A 20,680-nucleotide genomic window follows, 5' to 3' on the forward strand; every position below is an offset into this window, starting at 1 on the left:
TATTGAAAATCAATAGTAGAATTTGACATATTATATATGTAACGAGTGTATTTATTCCGAACAGCAGAACATAAAAACGTACGGAATCGGACATATTGCGCACGAAATCGAACATAAGCAGATGATTCATACCAGAAATCTGATAAAAGTTTACCGGTCACACAATGTGGAAAACGTGGCCCTTATCAATGTCAATATCGACATTGGGGACAACGAGTTTGTATCGGTAACAGGCCCTTCCGGATGTGGCAAATCATCCCTGTTTAATATATTGGGATTAATGGAGACACCCGATAGCGGCGAAGTATTCTTCATGAACAGAGAGGTAAGCCAATTGCCCGACAGACAAAGACTCTTGCTTCGAAGAGGGCTTATCGGATTTGTATTCAAAGATTTTCAGCTTGTGGATGAACTCACTGTATTCGAAAACATAGAACTTCCGCTTATATATCTGGATTATTCGAAGAAAGAACGGCGCAAAATGGTACAGGACGTGCTTAACCGCTACAAAATATCACACAAATACAATGTTTATCCCTCGCACTTAACCGGATTGCAAAAGCAAATAACGGCGCTGGCAAGGGCTACGGTTTTTAAGCCAAAACTACTTCTGGCCGACGAGCCTACCGGAAGTCTGGATTCAACTGCAGGAGGTGAAATAATGGAGCTGCTTTCCGGCATCAATGAAGATGGTATCACGATAGTACTCTTCACCAACTCGATGAACATCGCACAGCGGGCTCAACGGGTGATTCAATTGTTCGATGGCCACGTGGTAAGTGAAGCCGGGCATTCCGGCTTATGATAACAAGCAAAATATTCTGTAAGTAGCAGCAGTAACCGAATCATGCGATTAACCAACTTCATAAAAACGCTCATCCGCAACATAATTCTTCACCGCGGATTCTCATTGATAAGCCTCCTGGGGTTGTCAGTGGGTATTGCCATGGGGTTACTGGTTCTGATATACGTTTACTACGAATCAAACTACGACCGCTATCTGCCAGGCTACGAACAAATACATCGCATATATAGCTACGGAAAAATTGGTGAAGACTCCATCAGTAGCGCACTCACACCACGCCCAATTATTGGGGAGCTAAAAGATTTGACTGGGGTTGAGGCATCCACCCGATTCATTATGGCCAGCAGGAAAATTGCCGAAAGCGCATATAACAAAACCATGGAAACATCGGTATACTATGCCGACCCACAGTTTTTCAAGGTTTTTCCATTTCGCTTTTTATTGGGAGATCCGCTCACTGCCATGAACGACGAAGATGCGCTGGTATTAACCCTTTCGGCATCGCAGAGGCTTTTTGGTTCACGAAACCCATTGGATGAAAAATTAACTTTCGACAATGGCTTAAACTATAGGGTTTCCGGGGTTATTGCTGATGTGCCGCCCAACAGCCATTTTTCTTTCGACATAATTGCGGCGTGGCAGGCAGCTGCCCGCATGATGGATGAGAGAGAGGCACGCGGAAGCATGGAGAAACGCTGGCTCTATCTGAATTCCATCACCTATTGCCGTTTGAGTCCGGAGGTTGATCCGCTTGAAATCGCCAAACAGATAACAGAAAGCTCAAGAGAGAAAATCAGGGAGGAACTTCTCCAATCCTTCGATGAGGAGTACGTATATCAGGACTATGTGCATCTGCAGTTCGGCATTTCGCCAATACATGAGATATACTTGCACTCCCAACTGAGCCACGAGCAGAAGAAAGGTGCCAATCCCACATATATATTTATACTGATGGGCATTGCATTCTTTATTCTTTTAGTTACAGCCATTAACTTCATGAACCTCACAACTGCAAAGCCCTCCAGAAGGTTCAAGGAAGTTGCCGCCAGAAGGTATTTCGGCGCCTCTCGGCTCGATTTGGTATATCAGTTTTTTACCGAATCCATCGCCTACTCCTTTATTGCACTCACAATGGCCTTGGTTTTGGTTGAGCTGTTGTTGCCACTGTTTATCCGGCTTTTTAACATCGAGATGGCGCTTCAGGGATTCGTAAAACGACCAGATTTACTCTGGATTCTGATTATCACCCTCATTACCGGAGTCATTGCCGGAAGCTATCCTGCTCTGTTTTTCAGCGGACAAAACGCGGTTGCCATAACAAAAGGCCCGGTACGGGTTAAAAAAGCAGGCCTTATTATTCGTGGGATACTGGTTGTGCTGCAAACCGGTATGGCCATGACATTAATTACGCTCACCATTGCCATGTATGGGCAAATACATCACCTGAAAAAACTGCCTCATGGCTGCGATCATTCAGGTGTTATTGTGCTCGAGCGAGGCACATTACAACCCGAGGAGCTGGATAAGATGAAGTTAAAACTCCGGGAACTGCCAAACATCATTCATACGGGTGAAGCTTATACGCTTCCGGGAGAAGAGCCCAATGCCTTCTCATTCCGCAGTCCACAAGACAGTTCAATTGTGATAATACTGGATGTAAATTATGTAGATGCCGGCTTCTTTCATACATTAGGTGTCAATCTCATCTCGGGCAGACTATTTACCGATGCCGACACAACCGACCGCTCACAAATCATCGTGAACGAAACCGCTGCGCGTCTGCTTGGTTATTTTGATGAAGACATAAGCCATTTGGAGTTGGTAAGAGGTCGTGCTTCGGGTGAAATTTACCGTTTTTCAAACATCGGTATCATCAACGACATACATTTCGAGAGTCGTAAATACCAGGCACGCCCTATGGTATTCATGCAAAAATCGCCTGCCGTCAGAACAGACTTCCTTTTGGTGAAAATCGACAAAAATCATCAACACGAAGCATTAAATGAGATAAAAACAGCGTGGAAAAGTGAATTCAATGAAAACCCCGTGAATCATTTCCCCCTGAGCGATCGCTTTAACGATTACTATTCCGAAGAGATTCGATTTGCACGCATTGCAACTATGTTTGCCATACTTGCCTGCATTCTTGCCCTCATTGGCACCATAGGAATGGTAACATTTGTTCTTCATTATCATCAAAAAAACATCGAAATAAAAAAAGCAATGGCTGCACCAATCGAAAAAATACTATTAGATAGTTTTGGAGGAGCCATCGGATTCATATTCATAGGTATGCTTTTAGCCATTCCATTATCCCATTTCGGCATCAGCATGTGGCTTTCAGGTTTTGAATCGGCATTTAAACCCTCCTTCCTAATCTATTTATTTGCCATGATGCTACTCACCATTGTTTCGATACTTGTAATGTACCTCACAGGCATCCGTGAAATGAAAGAAAAATAAAAAACTACCGTCGTGCAATCCTTTTTTCTTAGCCGCTGTCAGTTAGGTTTATTAAAAAAAATCAATATATTTGCGCGATTATGAAACAAACTTGTTTACCAACTCACAACACATCAGTGAAAATGGCAGGCAATTAGTTTCCCCGATAAACAGGGGCAGGTTATCCGACCTTAAAAATTAAAATGTTTACGGATAAAAACATATGTAAAAACGTTTTTAGAATAGATAAAAGAATAATCAGATGCAAAACAAAGGAGCGATCAGACTATTTGCCATTCTCTTGGCTTTAGTGAGTTTATACCAGTTAACTTTTACCTATCATTCGCGAAAGGTTGAAAAAGATGCCCTTCAATATGCCACCATGCGTGCAGGCGAAGAAGCATCACCTGAGATTATCCGCCGCTATGAGGTAAACTATCTGGATTCCATGGCCCATGAGACCGTTTACAACTTCCTGTTTGGGTTAAGAAAATACACCTACATGGAGTGTAAATCCAGAGAGATAAATTTTGGTTTGGACCTCAAGGGAGGTATGAACCTCATATTAGAGGTAAAAGTAGCTGATATTATTCAGGCGCTTTCAAACTACAACCAGGACGAGAATTTCCTAAGAGCCATTGCTCTGGCTGAAGAGCGTGAAAAAACCTCTGTTCGTGATTTCGTTTCTTTGTTTGGCGATGCCTTTCAGGATGTAGCACCCAATGGAAGTTTGGCCGCAATTTTCAACACCGTAGAGCTGCGTGACAAAGTTAAATACGACTCCTCAAATGAGGAAGTTTTGAGAGTACTTCGCGAAGAGTCTCGTGCAGCTATCGACAATGCATTCAACATCATACGTACGCGTATCGACCGTTTTGGCGTGGTACAGCCCAACGTACAGCGCTTGCAGAAAGATGGCCAGGTGCTAATTGAGTTACCGGGTGTAACAGAACCGGAGCGCGTAAGAAACCTGCTAAAAGGTTCTGCCAGTCTTGAGTTCTGGGAAACCTATGACAATCAGGAAATATTTGAATATCTGGCACAGGCTAACAATGTGATAGCCCGCATGGAGCAAAGAACTGCGCCAGCCGAGGTTGTTACTGACACTGTGGCAGTTGCCGCAGAAACTACTGAGAGTGATCTTGGACTGCTGAGAGAAATTGAATCTGACACCGTTACCACTTCCGAAGAAGGACGTTCATTGTTTACCTTGCTGCAACCCAGCGGCCGCGCCACTGGCCCGGTAGTAGGTGTAGCATCAGGCAGGAATATGGCGCAGATTGACCAATGGCTGCAAAGCGATCAGGTTAGAGCAGTTTTGCCACGCGACCTTCGTTTGATGTGGACTGTGAAACCTATTCCAGCATCTGACCTTCAATTCTGGGTTCCAGGCGTAGGCCAAACCCGTGAAAGTTTTTTCCAGTTGGTGGCCATTCGCTCAACAAGTTTTGATGGTCGTCCGCCACTCGAAGGCGATGCCATCACCAATGCCAGAGACAGAGTAAGCCCCACCGGTTCATTTGAAATTGAGATGTCGATGAACAGTGAAGGTGCCAAAACATGGGCACGCCTCACAAAAGCCAACATCGGTAAATCCATTGCCATTGTTTTAGATGGTTACGTTTACAGTTTCCCAACCGTACAAAACGAAATACGTGGCGGACAATCATCCATCACCGGAAACTTTAGCCCCGAAGAGGCCAAAGACTTGGCAAACATCCTGCGTTCAGGTAAACTGCCTGCTCCTGCCCGTATTGTTGAGGACACCGTAGTGGGTCCATCGTTGGGTAAAGAAGCTGTGGATGCCGGTTTAAAATCGTTCATCTGGGCATTCTTTGTGGTTCTGCTATACATGATTATTTACTACGGTATCAAAGCTGGTATTGTAGCCGATATCGCTCTTATTGCGAACATGTTCTTTGTAATGGGTGTGCTGGCTGCTTTTAACGCCATTCTTACACTTCCCGGTATCGCTGGTATTGTATTAACGATAGGTATGTCGGTAGATGCCAACGTACTCATCTATGAACGTATCCGTGAGGAGTTGCGGGCTGGTAAAGGATTGCGACTTGCCATCTCCGATGGTTATAAAAACGCTTTCTCTGCCATCATCGATGCCAACGTAACCACCTTCTTAACTGGTCTTATCCTCTTCCTGTTTGGTACCGGACCAATTAAAGGTTTTGCCACCACATTGATGATAGGTATCGCCACCTCATTCTTCTCAGCAATATTTATAACCAGACTTGTTTACGAATGGTTACTAAACTCTAAGGTTGATGTGAGCTTTGGTTCAAAATGGACCGAGAATCTTTTCAAAAACCTGCATATTAAATTCATGGAGAAGCGCACCACTTTCTTTATTCTTTCAGGTGCATTCATCATCATCGCAATTGGTTCTTTATCCATCCGCGGTTTAAAACAAGGCATTGACTTTACAGGTGGTCGTACCTACGTAGTTCGATTTGCTGATAACGTAAACTCTTCTGATATTTTCTCATCAGTTGCAGCTGCATTTGAAGGAGCAAATACCGAAGTAAAAACCTTTGGTACAGCTAACCAGATTCGGATTGCAACCAACTATCTGGTTTTTGACACCGATGAGAGTGCCGATGTTATGGTTGAAAACAGCCTTTTCCAAGGTATTAAACCTTTTCTGCCGGCAGGTACAACTCAGGAGGAATTTAACGCAGACTTTGTAATGAGTTCTCAGAAAGTAGGACCTACCATTGCAACTGACATAAGAAACAAAGCAGGATTGGCCATCTTCTTCTCGCTGGTGGTTATATTCCTCTACATTCTTATACGTTTCCGCACGTGGCAGTTGGGTCTTGGCGCTATTGCAGCAGTTATTCACGATGCAATGTTTGTACTGGGTATCTTCTCACTGTTCTACACAATTGTACCTTTTGCCATGGAGATTGACCAGGCGTTTATTGCCGCAATACTCACAGTTATCGGTTACTCTATCAACGATACAGTGGTTGTATTCGACCGTATCCGTGAATATCGGATATTGTATCCCAAGCGCAGTACAATGGAGGTATTCGACCTGGCCATCAACTCAACCATCAGTCGTACAATCAACACCTCTATGACTACTTTGGTAGTGCTTCTTGTGATTTTTGTGTTCGGAAGTGAGGTTATCCGCGGATTTGTTTTCGCACTTATCATTGGTGTATTTGTGGGTACCTATTCGTCCATCTTCATTGCATCACCTATTGCCTACAATTTCATCAAAAGAAATGAAAAGGCTAAGCTTGACAAGTAAGCAATTCAGACAATAACATTAAGAAGGCCTCCCGTTATAAATGGGGGGCTTTCTTTGTTTTTAGGGGTAAACGCACCAAATACTGTTGCAGAAAAAAAAATAAACAGCCCAATTACATCCATAATTTCTATAATTATTCCGATTTAACATGACCCACAACAATAAAACAGCTACCATGCCAGATATGTGCTCAATATCTCCGTTTATATTAAAACAGATACTGAATTAAGCAGGGGATTTTATACCTTTGCATAAAAACAGACCATTATGACTCTTTTTCTTTTTGGAATATCCATGGGAGAGATAGTACTTATCTTTCTGGTGGTACTCATGCTTTTTGGCTCAAAGAAGATACCTGACCTTGCAAGGTCATTTGGTAAAGGGATGAATGAGTTCAGAAAAGCAGCCGAAGATATCAAAAGGGAATTTGAAGAAAGCACCGACGAAATACGTGAAGAGATATCGGCACTTGAGGAGAACATACGCCAAAATGGGCATGAAATCCGAAATGCAGCTGAGGATGTCACACGTGAGGATTATGGAACGCATCAGCTGCCTGCGGATGACGTTTATGGTCTGGATAAGCCGGAAGTATCATCGGACGAGTTGGCCGATGAAAGTGCGAGTCCGCAAATAAGCGATGAATCCACTGCTACTGATGAGAGCACACCGGATTCTGACAAAGAATCCAAATAACGGCTATAGCTCTCAAATACTGAATTAAACCTCCGAAATATATGGCATTAATATGGCTCTTAATTGGGTTTGTTACCCTCTTTATTAGTGGCAACTGGCTGGTTAAGGGCAGTGTTGAGTTATCACGCCATTTCAAAATAAGCACGCTTGTAATTGGATTAACTGTGGTCGCTTTTGGCACTTCGGCACCAGAACTCTTTGTGAGCATAAAGGCTGCATATAACGGCGTTCCCGATTTAGCGGTGGGAAACATTGTAGGCTCCAACATTGCCAACATTGGGCTGATTTTGGGTTTAGTAGCAATGATGATGCCCATTCCAATCAGAAACAGAAATATCCGATTTGATTGGGGCGTGATGATGCTATCTACCATTCTGCTCATTCTATTTATTCAAAATGGTGTTTTAGGCCTCTGGGAAGGGCTAACCTTTCTTGTAGCACTCGGTTTATATCTCTTTTGGTCTCTATATCAGTCGAGGCGCAAACATAGCCAGTCGGGCGAAACCATCCTCAAACCCTCCTATCCCCTATATCTGGCAATTTTAGTTGTTGTGATTTCGGTAACCGGCTTATATTTTGGTGCCGAGTGGCTTGTAAAAGGAGCTGTTGAACTGGCTGAACGATGGGGTGTGAGCGACAGGGTTATTGGAATATCCATCGTGGCTTTTGGAACCAGCATTCCCGAATTGGCTACTTCTGTTATTGCCATCTTTAAAAAAGAGAATGATATTTCGGTTGGCAACATTGTTGGCTCCAATATTTTCAATATTTGGGCGGTGTTGGGAGCCACTGCTGTTATAAGGCCATTGCCTGTTACCAACGCCCATGTGTTGACAGCTGACATTCTCTGGAGTGCTGCGTTTGCAATACTGTTACTGCTGTTCATGCTCCCTTTGTCCAACGGCAATATCACCAGGACCAAAGGGGCTTTCATGTTCTTTTTGTATATTGCATACATCTATTTACTTTTCAGGTAATTTTCTAATCGATGGTAGAGGGCAAAGGCATAAAAAAATCATTTGGCGATCTGGAAGTACTTAAAGGCATCGACCTTACAATTGGTGCTGCAGAAATCGTCTCCATTCTGGGCGCCAGCGGTGCCGGCAAAACCACCCTTCTTCAAATACTGGGATCGCTCGATAGGCCTTCGGCCGGCGAAGTATATATAAATGGAACAGCCATTCATAAATTAAACGAAAGCCAACTGGCGCGTTTCCGCAACAAACACATCGGCTTTGTTTTCCAATTTCACCAGCTTTTACCCGAATTCACAGCGCTCGAGAATTGTATGTTACCCGCATTAATTGGCGGAAGTCAGCATAAAGAAGCCACCAATAAAGCTTCTGAACTACTAGCTTTTCTGGGGCTGTCACATCGCCTCGAACATAAACCCTCGGAATTGAGTGGTGGTGAAAAACAGCGTGTAGCCGTTGCCAGAGCCCTTATTAACGACCCACTGGTTATTTTTGCCGACGAGCCATCCGGTAACCTCGATTCAAAAAACCAGGAAGAGCTGATGGGGCTCTTTGTCTCTCTGCGCGACCGATTTAAGCAAACCTTTGTAATAGTAACCCACGACGAACATCTTGCCATTAAATCTGACCGAACCATCCACATGAGGGACGGGCTAATTGTTTAACATTGGTATGTGGATGACAAATGAAGAGTTAAAATCCTTTCTTGACGACAAAGCAGCATTCTACAATGAAAAATGGTTTGTTCTTGAAGACCCTGTCTCCATCCCACACCGTTTTACCAAAAAAGAAGACATCGAGATTATTGCATTTCTTACTGCGACACTCGCCTGGGGACAGCGAAAAATGATTCTTAAAAAATGTGCTGAGCTTGTCAGTCTGATGGACAATTCGCCTCATGAGTTTCTGATGCAGATTGATGACTCTCAATTGATGCGATTCAACAAATTTGTTTACCGAACTTTTAACGCGTCAGATACACTCTATTTTCTTTCTGCGTTGAAGGAGATTTATACCCATTCAGGCGGTCTTGAATCAATCTTTACTGATGGATATAAAAAACATGGCCATATTAAAGGAGCTCTGGAATATTTCAGAGATGTTTTTCTAAGTTTCCATCCCTTGCCCAGAACTGGCAAACATGTGGCCAATACAACTAAAGACGCATCGGCAAAACGACTAAACATGTTTCTGCGCTGGATGGTACGTGACGATGGAATTGTAGATTTTGGATTGTGGAAAGGCATACCCAAATCGGCACTTATGATTCCATTGGATGTGCATGTTGGCAATGTGGCAAGAGATTTAGGCATGTTGCATCGTAAGCAAAACGATTGGCAATCTGTTGAAGAACTCACGGAACAACTTCGGCAGTTTCGTCCACAGGACCCTGCATATTATGATTTTGCCCTGTTTGGGCTAGGCGTTTACGAATCACAAAAAAAATAACACCTAATGCCCAACAACTATTTCCAGTTCAAGCAATTCACTATAAGGCAGGATTTGGCAGCAATGAAAGTAGGCACCGATGGGGTGTTGCTTGGCGCATGGGCGCCTGTTGCGGATGCGAACACAATACTGGATGTGGGAACGGGTACCGGATTAATAGCCTTGATGCTGGCACAAAGAAACCCTCATGCGAAAATTACCGGAATAGAGATTGATGAAGCAGCCTTCAATCAAGCTTCTCAAAATGTGGCTGACTCACCCTGGTCCGAGAGGATAAAGATTGTTTTCGGAGCTTTTCAGACAATGATTCAATCAGCCCCACATCAATTTGATTTGATAGTCTCAAATCCGCCATTTTTTGTCAACTCCCAAAAAGCACTTTGCCCTTCGCGCACGTTGGCAAGGCATACCAGCGAACTATCACACGATGACTTACTTACGGGTGCTAAAAAACTGCTCTCCCCCTCAGGCAAACTGGCACTCATCCTACCCTACCCGGGCTATAGGATTTTTTCAGAACTGGCAGTGCGTAATGAACTATATGAAATAAAACGCCTCACAGTGTTTCCAACACCTGAGAAAGCACCATCACGCGTACTCGCGGTTTGGGGAGTTAAAAATGACCGGGAACCTGTTTTGGATGAAATGATTCTGGAGATAAATGGACGTCACAACTATTCCGATGCATACATCGAACTTACCAAAGCATTTTATCTAAAAATGAAGGACTAACAGTATAAGAAAAGAAAAAAGCAGGTGCCACCAGACAATCGAAGGGAATATACTTAAATAAACCTGATGGTCACCTGCAGGGAGGGATCTTAAATGCTATTCAAAAATGCGGTTTAGGATAACATGCATCGCTACGCCACCTATCAATAATAGTGCTGAAACAACCAATAGCGTATTGCTAACCATGTTTTGAAAGGCATAAACGCCCAACAAAACCACACCCAGAAGGACTAAAACCACACCTGCGTATTTTAAAAATTCATTCATAACCTTACGTTTTTAAGGGTTCGCATAAATTTACAAACTGAATGGCACTTTTCAAACTTTTCGTGCTCAAAAAAAACAATTGTTGCGGTTTCCTGTTAAGTGCAAATGGTTAATTCACTCCTTCAAATAGCCACTCTGATTTTTGTAATAGGTGATTTGAAGTTATCTTTGTGAATCACGAAAGTGTAACAACTGAGTACAAACCTCCAAAAACAAATTATATTGAAATCCCAGGACAACGTGGTACAAACCCCGCTCATGAAGCAATATTTCGGCATTAAGAATAAATATCCCGATGCCATTCTGCTATTCCGTGTGGGCGACTTTTATGAGACATTCTCTGAAGATGCCATTAAAGTCTCCGAAATTCTGGGCATCACCCTTACCCGAAGAGCCAATGGCTCGGCGCAACATGTGGAGCTGGCCGGCTTTCCCCATCATGCGCTTGATACTTATCTGCCAAAACTGGTGCGCGCCGGGCAACGAGTAGCCGTATGCGACCAGCTTGAAGATCCAAAAACCACAAAAAATATTGTGAAACGCGGCGTAACCGAATTGGTTACCCCCGGTGTGGCCATCAGCGACAACATACTGGAGCATCGTGAAAACAACTTTCTGGCCGCCGTTCATCTCGACACAAAATATGGAGGCATCTCGTTCCTCGACCTATCTACCGGCGAATTTCTCACAGCAGAAGGTACTTTCGAGCACATCGAGAAACTGTTGTCAGGGTTTAAACCAAAAGAAGTACTCTTTGAAAAAGCGAAACGTCAGCAATTCATTGAACTCTTTGGCAGCAAACACTACATCTATCCCCTCGAAGACTGGATTTTCACAGAAGATTCGGCACGCGACCGGTTGCTTAAACATTTCGAAACCAAATCGCTTAAGGGTTTTGGCGTTAACAACCTCAAGCTGGGCACAGTAGCCTCTGGCGCCATTCTGCATTATCTGGATCTGACGCAACACAGTCAAATAGCCCATATCACCACGCTGACAAGAATCGAAGAGGAAAAATATGTTTGGCTGGATAAATTCACCATTCGTAACCTCGAACTTTTTTATCCCGTTAACGAAGGGGGTAAATCACTGGTTGATGTGGTGGATCGCACCATTACACCAATGGGCAGCCGCTTGCTTAAACGCTGGATAGCACTCCCACTTAAAGACGTACAACCCATCCGCGACCGTCAGTCGGTGGTGGAGTATTTCTTTCGTGATCCCGAACTAAAAGAGCAGCTTCAATCCTATCTGCGCCCAATAGGTGACCTTGAACGCCTCGTTTCAAAAGTGGCATCAGGAAGAATGACACCAAGAGAGATGGTGCAACTTAAACTCGCCCTCATCAACATTGGTCCAATGCGGCAACTATGTATGGAGGCCGACAACAGCGTACTCAAACACATTGGAGAGCAACTAAATGCCTGCCCTTCGCTTCAGGATCGCATCCATCGGGAAATCGAAACAGACCCCCCGGCACAAATAAACAAAGGAGGTGTAATACGCGATGGCATTTCTTCGGAACTTGATGACTTAAGAAACATTGCTTTCAGCGGCAAAGATTATCTGGCCAATTTGCAACAACGCGAGAGTGAACGCACCGGAATCTCGAGCCTGAAAATCAGCTTTAACAATGTTTTTGGTTATTATATTGAAGTGCGAAACACCCACAAAGACAAAGTGCCTGCCGACTGGATAAGAAAACAGACACTTGTAAATGCAGAGCGCTATATAACCGAAGAACTTAAAGAATACGAATCTAAGATACTGGGAGCCGAAGAACGAATCCTATCCATCGAAACAGAGCTTTACAACCAAATACTGGCTGCGGTTGCAGAATTTATTCCTGCCATTCAGGTGAATGCGACCCTCCTTGCCAAGCTCGATTGTCTCATTGGATTTTCTCTTCTTGCCAAAGAGAATAAATACGTAAGGCCATTGGTTGATGAGAGCGACATCATCGACATAAAAGCGGGACGCCACCCCGTTATTGAAAAACAATTGCCTCCCGGGGAGCCATATATCCCAAATGACGTGTATCTTGACAACGAGAAGCAACAAATCATCATCATAACGGGGCCAAACATGGCCGGTAAATCGGCACTCTTGCGCCAAACCGCCCTCATCGTACTCTTGTCTCAAATTGGCAGTTTCGTCCCTGCCGAATCGGCTAAAATTGGTGTGGTTGATAAGATATTTACGCGTGTGGGTGCATCCGACAACATCTCGCAAGGTGAGTCAACCTTTATGGTAGAGATGAATGAAGCTGCAAGCATCCTCAACAACTTGTCTGATCGCAGCCTGATACTTTTTGACGAATTGGGTCGCGGCACCAGTACCTACGATGGCATTTCAATTGCATGGAGCATTGTGGAGTACATCCATGAAAACAAACGTGGCGCAGCAAAAACACTTTTTGCCACGCACTACCATGAACTAAACGAAATGGCCAACACCTATAAGCGTTGCAAAAACTTCAACGTATCGGTAAAAGAGGTGGATAACAAAGTCATTTTCATCCGCAAACTTGTACCGGGAGGGAGTAATCATAGTTTTGGTATTCATGTGGCACGTATGGCAGGCATGCCCAAAAGCGTTGTGAAGCGTGCCGATGACATACTCAAAGAACTGGAAGACACGCATCGCAAAGGGCAGCTAGCAAAACCTGTGGGCGACCTGGCCAAGCACCGTGAAGGTTTTCAGCTCAGTTTCTTCCAGTTGGACGATCCGGTTCTGAAACAAATTCGTGACCAGATTGCCAACCTCGACATCAACAACCTCACGCCCATGGAAGCGTTGAATAAACTCAACGACATAAAGAAGATTGCAGGGTTATGATTTAAGTGCTCACTGATCGAGCCAATGTTTAAATTCACATACTTTATCGCGACTGACAATTAGACCTTCGTCGTGGCAATTTTCGATTTTTAATTTAAGACGGTTGGTTGAGTAGCTGATTATATCCGTTATGAAGCGAATGTTAACGATATAACTCCGGTTAATACGGAAAAAGGTTTTCGGATCAATTCTTTTTTGAAGTTGGTCGAGGGAGTAATCGAGCGCATAGTTTTTATTCCCGATTGTTTTCAAAAATGTACACTTTTCTTCAACATAAAAACAGTTGATTTCTGTAACAGGAATGGATTGAAAACGGGATCCTACTTTTACAAAGAAACGTGTTTTCCAGGGTTTTGAAATCTGTTCAACTACCCTTGACAATTTCTCTTCCATGTCAATGGTTCTGAAAACCTTCCTGAATTTTTCCAAGGCTCTGTCTAAAGCTACTTTATCAACGGGCTTTAGCAGATAATCCACACTGTTTACATTAAAAGCTTTTATTGCATATTCGTTGTAAGCGGTTGTAAAAATTACCGGCACTTCAATTTTAAGTGTCTCAAGAATTTCGAATGAGATGCCATCGTCGAGCTGAATATCCATAAAAATAAGGTCGGGTAACGGATTGGCCGACAGCCAATTGATGGATTGCTCAACCGATTCAAGGCTGGTAATAATCTCTATGTCAGGTGCAGTTTGGTTTAATAACCCTACAAGTCTTTCTGCGGCCAAACGTTCATCTTCAATAATTACCGCTGTCATGTTAATTGGTTTTGTGAAATAGAAACTATAAAACAATTGGTATGGTTACCACAAATTCACTATTGGTTTGCACAATGCGAATCTCCCGGTTTAAGATTAATTTGCAACGTTCATTTAAATTCTTCAGGCCAATGCCCGAGGAATGGGTGAGATGCATTTTCTTCTGTAAATTATTAATGACGGTAAGGCCATTTTGGTTTTCTTTATTAATGGTTATGATTAACGGGTTTGAGCGAGTGGCCTGGTTGTGTTTCAGTGCATTTTCAACCAAAAGCTGTACTGAAACCGGCAGAATAAAGGCATCTTCCACACCTTCAATATCGATGTGAAGTTCAATCTTCTCTTCATCTCTGATTTTTCTCAGAAAGAAATATTCCTGAACAAAGCACATCTCTTTGGCAACTGTAACCAGCTTTTTTTCCTGATTATCGAGAATATATCTATACACAGAAGCCAATTTTTGAATAAACGCTTCAGATAAATCAGGGTTGCTTTTAACCAAAGATGATAAGGTGTTAAGATTATTGAATAAAAAATGGGGATCCAATTGATTTTTAAGTGTTTCATATTGAAAAATCAGCTTCTCTTTTTCCAATAGCTCCTGTTTTTTAAGAGCCTCAGACCATTGAACATAAAAGAAGAAAACAGATCCGATGGCAAAGCCAATCAACAACATTTTAAAGAAATTCTTCATTTCCACCGAAGTTAAAGAGGGTAGCAAATCAACCGGATTGATTCCTTGAATAAAATGTTGGAAGAGATACACTGCTACCAAAAAAATAAGCGCAATACATAATACTGTTGCATAAAAAAGAAGCAGCCGAACTATAATCGTTGCTTTAATTTTGGTCGATTTGATCTCAATAGATTTAAAGAATTGTTGACCAAGCCAAAAAAACAGTTCCAATTGAACATAGGTGATTAGTGAGATGTACCATACTTCGGTCATCAATACCAGACTAAAAAACAGTCCAAAAAGCAAGGCTCCTGCCATTACTTTAACGCGCTGTATGAGAAACCTTTTAATAGATTTTTGTTGAGATTTTATTATGTTATGCATCAGAATATGTTGGTTAATTCGATTTCAAACAATTGCAAAGAATCTATCAATTGCGTGTCAGTTTATGAATAATTGACCTGAATCCTGAAAAAAAACAGAATGCAAATGAATCAAACTATTTATCCAGCGATTAAAAGCACCATTCTGAATTCTAAATTTAGATAAAATCAACTTGACGCGCTAATTAGGTTAAAGGTATAACAATTGCTATCTGTATGTGAATGCAACTAAAACTGAATTAGCTTTTCCAAAACATGAACCATTGCACGCGTTTAATCACAAAGCCTGAGGGATACAGCTTATAGCAAATCAACCTGGCTAAAATATTCGTTGAAGTTGGTCTGACCAGGTTGATTTGCCTGACATAACTACCTGATGGTTTGAAGCTTGATAACCTCAATCTCCCTGATTGTATTTACCAATTGCTTATTGGTCTGGCCCGGCAACAGCAGTTCCATTGTTACGTTTTCAAACAGGGTGGCATACTCAATTTGTTTATCTTCAAGCGACACCCAAATATTCCCCCAGTAATTGCTAAGACCCTTAATTTCAAGCCCGTCAGCCACAACTTCGAGGGGATTGTTTAAAGTTCGGTAATCAATTACGGCGCAAAGCTCATTGTTCTGTTTAGAAATTCCTGTCCAGGTAAGCTCCATATTTTTGTTTTCAAAGAACCCTTGACCAGCCAGATCCATTTTTTGATTAAACTCAACGGCTTTATAAGGTTTGTTTAGTTCAAGTTTATCAAAGCAAAGCCAAGCCAAACCTTCTATCCCCATCATATCCCAAATCAAATTTTTGGTAAATGCACTATGGTCGGTAAATGTTTGAAATTTCTCAGGGTTGAGCATATCCCTCGAAATCACATAGGTAAAATTTTCCATGTAATCGATTGTTTGTTCATCAGTATACGCTTCATCGGGATGCATTGAGAATGCCACAGTAACATTGTTCCATTTCACAGCGCCACCTGCCAGGCCTCTTGTATACTCACCTTTGAGCCTCATTTTACTATGGAAGTTGCCAAAAATATCACCGTTGTGATGGTCGGTAATCATCAAGTAAGTTTGAACTTCGTCGTTTAATTCAAGATTATCAGGCAATCTTGAAAACAGGGAGTCATCAATCTTAAGTTGAGATTGTGCACAACTCATGACAATAATTGCCAGAATAAGCATTTGGAAAAGTTTTAGTGTTTTCATCTGAATGAGTTTTAAAAGTTAAATGACTGAATACCCACTGGGAATTGTCTTTTTGTCGTTTTTGAATGAATAACAGCTCAAAATTAAGGCGTTGAAGACTGCGACAAAAATTTAAGGTGATGAACGGGCATTATACATGGTTGTGCCGGAAACTGAGCTGACGAATGGGAGGCGAAGAAGAGTTTTAACTTTTTTGAAAAAAAATGATTTCACCATTTGTATAAAACAAAAAACTGTTATCTTTGCACTGCTTTTGCGCGAAAACGCTTCTGGAAGTTAGAATGTACGTACCAAGCAAAGGTGAATTTTAAAAATGCGAAAATAGCTCAGTTGGTAGAGCACGACCTTGCCAAGGTCGGGGTCGCGGGTTCGAGTCCCGTTTTTCGCTCTCTGAACAATCCCCTTCCTCGGGGATTTTTTTCACTTAATGATTTTGGTCTGCCCGGATGGTGGAATTGGTAGACACGCAGGACTTAAAATCCTGTGGCCATTGCGGCCGTGCCGGTTCGACCCCGGCTCCGGGTACCATTTCACAACAAAGCCTCCTGAATTTTCGGGAGGCTTTGTTGTTTTATATATGAAATGTGTAAGTTGAGGTACACAAATCAACGAAAGTATTGTTGTAACCCGTCATTTCACCACATGCCTAATCTCCAATAAATCATCAAAATGCCTGGTACTACCTGCTATCTTGACACTTATACGCCAACTTTTAGAATAGTTATACAACAAATCCGAATTAGCTGGAAAAATCCAGTTGGGCAATAAAATACGTATTTCTTCAGTAGTTGCAGACAAAACTTTGATTTCCACTCCACTTATATAAACTTTATTATTTTTAAGTACCGGGTTAAAATATTGCCCTATGAGGGTAATCTCAATAGGCATACTAAAGTCCTCGATTATTTTGGGATTGAAATCAGTAAGTATAAACTCCTTTAGATAAAAAGGAAGATCGGCCAAACCCATCAAAAAACCAGATCTTATAGATATCACAGGCGTTTCACTTGTAAGAACAACAGGCACTTTTACCTTTAACTCTCTATCAGAAATTTCAATCACTTGCGCAATGACGTCATCGAAATACACTGACGCTATTTTTCCAACATATCCAAGATTTCCGCCTTTGATTGTTATCACGTCACCATAAGTTCCCGTTTGCGGAGAAACTTGATGAATTACTGGAATTAAATAACTAAAAAACTCAGCAGAGGTAGTCGGGTTATCTCCCGTTTGCACTGTAATAGGCACATGAAGTTCATTTGGCAAAATGGGAACAACAACTTTAATTAATGAATCACTATTAGTAACAATATTCTGTGCCTCTACTGTTCCAAACATAACCCGATTTCTAATACCACTAAAGCGCATACCCCTGATAGTAATAGTATCACCAAACAAGGCAGTGTGAGGATAAAATGAGTTTATAACCGGCGGCAAACTTCCTTCGCTTACAAACGAAAGCAAATTTCCCATCGACACATAATCCTTGGTGCGTGCAAATGCCCTTAAATTATAAGTTACCCCTTTTTCGAGAGCCGCATCTATTGTTGCTGAGAAAGCACCTGATTGTGTGACGCTGTTGGTAAGTGCCTTTTCTGAACGATTGAAATTAAACTCCATACCTTCTCGTACAACCAGAAATCCCGACTCAATTACCGGCGATGATCCCTGAGCAATTATTTCTCCATGCAGCACAGCTCCTGTTAAGGAAGCATCTGTTACAAAAAGAGTTTGTACCCTTGGATAATCAAATGATTCAAGAACCTCATAACTGCATGAGAAAAAAAGGAATACAGAAGAGATTATAATTAGTCGTATTTTCATGACGATTACAGTTTTAATCCAATAGAAAGGCCAAAAGTTGTCATTTCAACCTTTGTAAAGATTTTATCAACAGAAAAGTTTCTGCCATACTGACCATAGACATTAGCAAATGCATCGATATTGTAAAACAACTTACCTGTTACCCCTGCTCCTATGTAAAATCCTCCATGGTTAATACCAAAATATTCCACCTCCACAGAATTGGATGTAACTACACCCTGATACACAAAATCCTTGGATCCTTCAGTGTCTCTGTTCAATAAATAATAATGGTAAAAACCGGCAATCACCTCAGGTCTGACTCTGCCTGTTGGATAGGTGTACTTTAGCCCCAATTTACTGTAGATGTTCTGAGTGTATAAATGCACAAAGTTCTTCTCGGTGTGATATGGTGAAATAATTTCCCGGGTTCCATACAAATAATCTTCTTTATATTGTCCGCTAAGGCATACGGAAAGCTTTTCATTGAGACGCGGCATGGCAATCTCTAAACCCAATCCAATACCTGGTCTAATGCTCGGATCAAAATCAAATCCATCAAGACTATGATACTTGGAAATTTTAAGATATGTCATCGACATGTCAACAAAAGGGGCAAACCGTACTTTAAAAGTGGGAATTTTAGCTTCAAATACGATGCAATCATCATCGGGGCAAACTATTTCATGATATTTGCGGGTAACATTTACCAATGAGCGGTGAGACAACGTTGTTTTACGAATATCGTTTTGAAGCTCCGGACTTTCCTGAAATGTATAATTTAAGAGTCCAATATAGCGTCTGTTTCGATGTCTAAATCTACGCGAGCCCTGCTTAACCTCTCTGTTTTCCTCATTAAGCTCGATCAACTCGCCGTCATCCTTCTCAATAAAATACGCACTTTGCAAAAGATTTCTATAGAAATAAAGATTGGCAATGCCTTTAAATAGAAACTCAACAAATACAGTCCCATTGACCCAGTCGGTATGCACCTCTTTCGAAATAAAAAATTTACCATCATCCACAAAACGATATCCGGTAATTTCTTCAGGGAAGTACTCCTTTACAACGCCATCAAGTGAAGCTTTAAAAGCACAAACCCGCATATTACGCACTTCGCCTCGGAAATCTATATAACCATATATTGTATCAGATTCAAGTGTGATGACATACGCACTTCGAAAATCACTTTGAGAAAATAGTGTGGAAGCAAGCAGGAGAAAGGAGAAGACGCATAGCGACCGAATGTAAACAGTCAATCGCTCCAGGCCAGAACAATTCAGGGGCAAAGACATAAAAATTGGTATTAGGGTAGAACTTTTTCAATGAGAAGTTTTTAAATCAAAACCACACAACAATATTAATTAATATTCAACAATAATTAACAATATCAAAGCAAAATAAATCAAGAATTCTAATGTTCTACAAGAAGACTTTTACGCCACTTTTGCGTGATATCTGTATTTTCAAAAAAAGTTTAGAATTGATAGAGATACGCACCAACTAATCAATTGTCCGATATAACTATTTTGTTTATTTTTGGTGCTTTAAAACAACGTTTTGATGGCAAAAAAGGCGAAAACCAAAGAGACTCTCCCGCCAAGCTTACGCACAGAAGCATACAAGAGAAGACACAAAGCAGTGATACTCCTTAACGATAAGGAGCTGGAAGCCATTGAAATGTATTGTAAAAAATACAAAGTAAAGAGCAAAACCGGCTTCATGCGCGAAGCTGTATTACGTACCGTTATGGCTCAGTTTCTGGAAGATTACCCCACACTGTTTGAGAAGAAGGAACTTGACAACCTGGTTGTTCGACATGTAGCAGAACCCTGATTTATAAAGAAACTTCGATTGATTCCACCCATTTTCGCAACCTGAAATCGGTCAGATCCGGCTCATTGTCCTCATCAAGTGCCAGTCCAACAAACATCTCATCACGTACAGCACGAGATGTTGCAAAATCATAGTCATCGGCCGGCCAATGGCCAACAAATTGTGCACCCTTATCTTGCAGCAGATCAAACAATTTTCCCATGCCGTCACAAAAAGTATCGGGGTAGTTGTGTTGATCACCCAAACCAAACAGGGCAATGGTTTTTCCGTTTAAATCCTGCTTAACCAGCATCTCCACAAAAGTCTCAAACTCATCCTGCAACATCCCGACACCCCAGGTTGATGTGCCCAATATGAGATTTGAAAACTGACCAATGCGCTCGGGAGTTGCTTCGTGAACCGGCAGCAATACTGAACCGGTCAGAAGTTTATGTAATTTTTCGGCCACAAAACGTGTGTTACCTAGAGAAGAGCCAAATATAATTGCAGTAGTTCGTGTCATCCTTCTGTTTTCAGAGTTAAACAAAAAGGTAGTCGTTGGGT

Annotated in this window: 17 protein-coding genes and 2 tRNA genes; 12 read left to right on the top strand and 7 right to left on the bottom strand. The window is 41.9% G+C overall.

Annotated features, from left to right (window positions below; all coding sequences use genetic code 11):
* Positions 1–121 precede the first annotated feature (121 nt).
* The 8 genes from ALKIM_RS0105210 to ALKIM_RS0105250 all read left to right on the top strand — a co-directional run bounded on the left by ALKIM_RS0105210 (position 122) and on the right by ALKIM_RS0105250 (position 10,369).
* Positions 122–805, top strand: coding sequence for an ABC transporter ATP-binding protein (locus ALKIM_RS0105210; protein ID WP_044117763.1), 684 nt, complete (start codon positions 122–124; stop codon positions 803–805).
* A 42-nt stretch (positions 806–847) separates the two neighbouring features.
* Positions 848–3,268 (top strand): ABC transporter permease, encoded by a 2,421-nt coding sequence (locus tag ALKIM_RS0105215; protein ID WP_026473715.1) that lies wholly within the window; start codon positions 848–850, stop codon positions 3,266–3,268.
* Between the two features lie 241 nt (positions 3,269–3,509).
* The gene (secDF, locus tag ALKIM_RS0105220; protein WP_026473716.1) at positions 3,510–6,518 is read left to right on the top strand and encodes a protein translocase subunit SecDF; all 3,009 of its coding nucleotides are present in this window, start codon (positions 3,510–3,512) and stop codon (positions 6,516–6,518) included.
* 267 nt (positions 6,519–6,785) lie between these two features.
* On the top strand, positions 6,786–7,214 hold the full coding sequence (gene tatA / locus ALKIM_RS19555; protein ID WP_044117764.1) for a twin-arginine translocase TatA/TatE family subunit: 429 nt from the start codon (positions 6,786–6,788) through the stop codon (positions 7,212–7,214).
* Between the two features lie 41 nt (positions 7,215–7,255).
* Positions 7,256–8,191, top strand: coding sequence for a calcium/sodium antiporter (locus ALKIM_RS0105235; RefSeq protein WP_026473717.1), 936 nt, complete (start codon positions 7,256–7,258; stop codon positions 8,189–8,191).
* An 11-nt stretch (positions 8,192–8,202) separates the two neighbouring features.
* Positions 8,203–8,853 (top strand): ABC transporter ATP-binding protein, encoded by a 651-nt coding sequence (locus ALKIM_RS0105240; protein WP_026473718.1) that lies wholly within the window; start codon positions 8,203–8,205, stop codon positions 8,851–8,853.
* Between the two features lie 13 nt (positions 8,854–8,866).
* A complete protein-coding gene (locus ALKIM_RS0105245) occupies positions 8,867–9,637 on the top strand; it encodes a TIGR02757 family protein (protein ID WP_026473719.1) in 771 nt (256 codons plus the stop codon).
* A gap of 6 nt (positions 9,638–9,643) precedes the next feature.
* Positions 9,644–10,369, top strand: a complete 726-nt coding sequence (locus ALKIM_RS0105250; RefSeq protein ID WP_026473720.1) for a tRNA1(Val) (adenine(37)-N6)-methyltransferase — start codon at positions 9,644–9,646, stop codon at positions 10,367–10,369.
* Between the two features lie 96 nt (positions 10,370–10,465).
* Here the strand turns inward: ALKIM_RS0105250 and ALKIM_RS19820 are convergent, their stop codons facing one another.
* On the bottom strand, positions 10,466–10,636 hold the full coding sequence (locus tag ALKIM_RS19820) for a hypothetical protein (RefSeq protein ID WP_157363793.1): 171 nt from the start codon (positions 10,634–10,636) through the stop codon (positions 10,466–10,468).
* Positions 10,637–10,894: 258 nt separating this feature from the next.
* On the opposite strand from ALKIM_RS19820, the gene mutS reads away from it, so the two are divergent.
* A complete protein-coding gene (mutS, locus tag ALKIM_RS0105260; RefSeq protein ID WP_044117765.1) occupies positions 10,895–13,474 on the top strand; it encodes a DNA mismatch repair protein MutS in 2,580 nt (859 codons plus the stop codon).
* A 9-nt stretch (positions 13,475–13,483) separates the two neighbouring features.
* On the opposite strand, the gene ALKIM_RS0105265 is transcribed toward mutS, so the two are convergent.
* The 3 genes from ALKIM_RS0105265 to ALKIM_RS0105275 form a co-directional block, all read right to left on the bottom strand.
* Positions 13,484–14,233, bottom strand: a complete 750-nt coding sequence (locus ALKIM_RS0105265) for a LytR/AlgR family response regulator transcription factor (protein WP_026473722.1) — start codon at positions 14,231–14,233, stop codon at positions 13,484–13,486.
* Positions 14,234–14,258: 25 nt separating this feature from the next.
* Positions 14,259–15,293 carry a sensor histidine kinase gene (locus ALKIM_RS19170; protein ID WP_052345419.1) on the bottom strand — a complete coding sequence of 345 codons (1,035 nt, stop codon included), beginning with the start codon at positions 15,291–15,293 and terminating at the stop codon, positions 14,259–14,261.
* Positions 15,294–15,661: 368 nt separating this feature from the next.
* Entirely contained in the window at positions 15,662–16,495 is an 834-nt protein-coding gene (locus tag ALKIM_RS0105275; protein WP_026473723.1) for a hypothetical protein, read from the bottom strand.
* 315 nt (positions 16,496–16,810) lie between these two features.
* Between ALKIM_RS0105275 and ALKIM_RS0105285 the strand changes: the two genes are divergently transcribed.
* A tRNA-Gly gene (locus ALKIM_RS0105285) sits at positions 16,811–16,883 on the top strand.
* A gap of 52 nt (positions 16,884–16,935) precedes the next feature.
* A tRNA-Leu gene (locus tag ALKIM_RS0105290) sits at positions 16,936–17,023 on the top strand.
* Between the two features lie 102 nt (positions 17,024–17,125).
* Here ALKIM_RS0105290 and ALKIM_RS0105295 read toward each other — a convergent pair.
* Both ALKIM_RS0105295 and ALKIM_RS0105300 read right to left on the bottom strand, forming a co-directional pair.
* On the bottom strand, positions 17,126–18,322 hold the full coding sequence (locus tag ALKIM_RS0105295; protein ID WP_026473724.1) for an IPT/TIG domain-containing protein: 1,197 nt from the start codon (positions 18,320–18,322) through the stop codon (positions 17,126–17,128).
* Positions 18,323–18,327: 5 nt separating this feature from the next.
* A complete protein-coding gene (locus tag ALKIM_RS0105300) occupies positions 18,328–19,596 on the bottom strand; it encodes a hypothetical protein (RefSeq protein WP_157363795.1) in 1,269 nt (422 codons plus the stop codon).
* A gap of 268 nt (positions 19,597–19,864) precedes the next feature.
* On the opposite strand from ALKIM_RS0105300, the gene ALKIM_RS0105305 reads away from it, so the two are divergent.
* On the top strand, positions 19,865–20,137 hold the full coding sequence (locus ALKIM_RS0105305) for a hypothetical protein (protein WP_026473726.1): 273 nt from the start codon (positions 19,865–19,867) through the stop codon (positions 20,135–20,137).
* A gap of 1 nt (position 20,138) precedes the next feature.
* Here ALKIM_RS0105305 and ALKIM_RS0105310 read toward each other — a convergent pair whose 3' ends face one another.
* Positions 20,139–20,639 carry a flavodoxin gene (locus tag ALKIM_RS0105310; protein WP_026473727.1) on the bottom strand — a complete coding sequence of 167 codons (501 nt, stop codon included), beginning with the start codon at positions 20,637–20,639 and terminating at the stop codon, positions 20,139–20,141.
* Between the last annotated feature and the right edge of the window lie 41 nt (positions 20,640–20,680).

This window comes from Alkaliflexus imshenetskii DSM 15055, assembly GCF_000517065.1.
In the GTDB taxonomy this organism is placed as follows: Bacteria; Bacteroidota; Bacteroidia; order Bacteroidales; family Marinilabiliaceae; genus Alkaliflexus; species Alkaliflexus imshenetskii.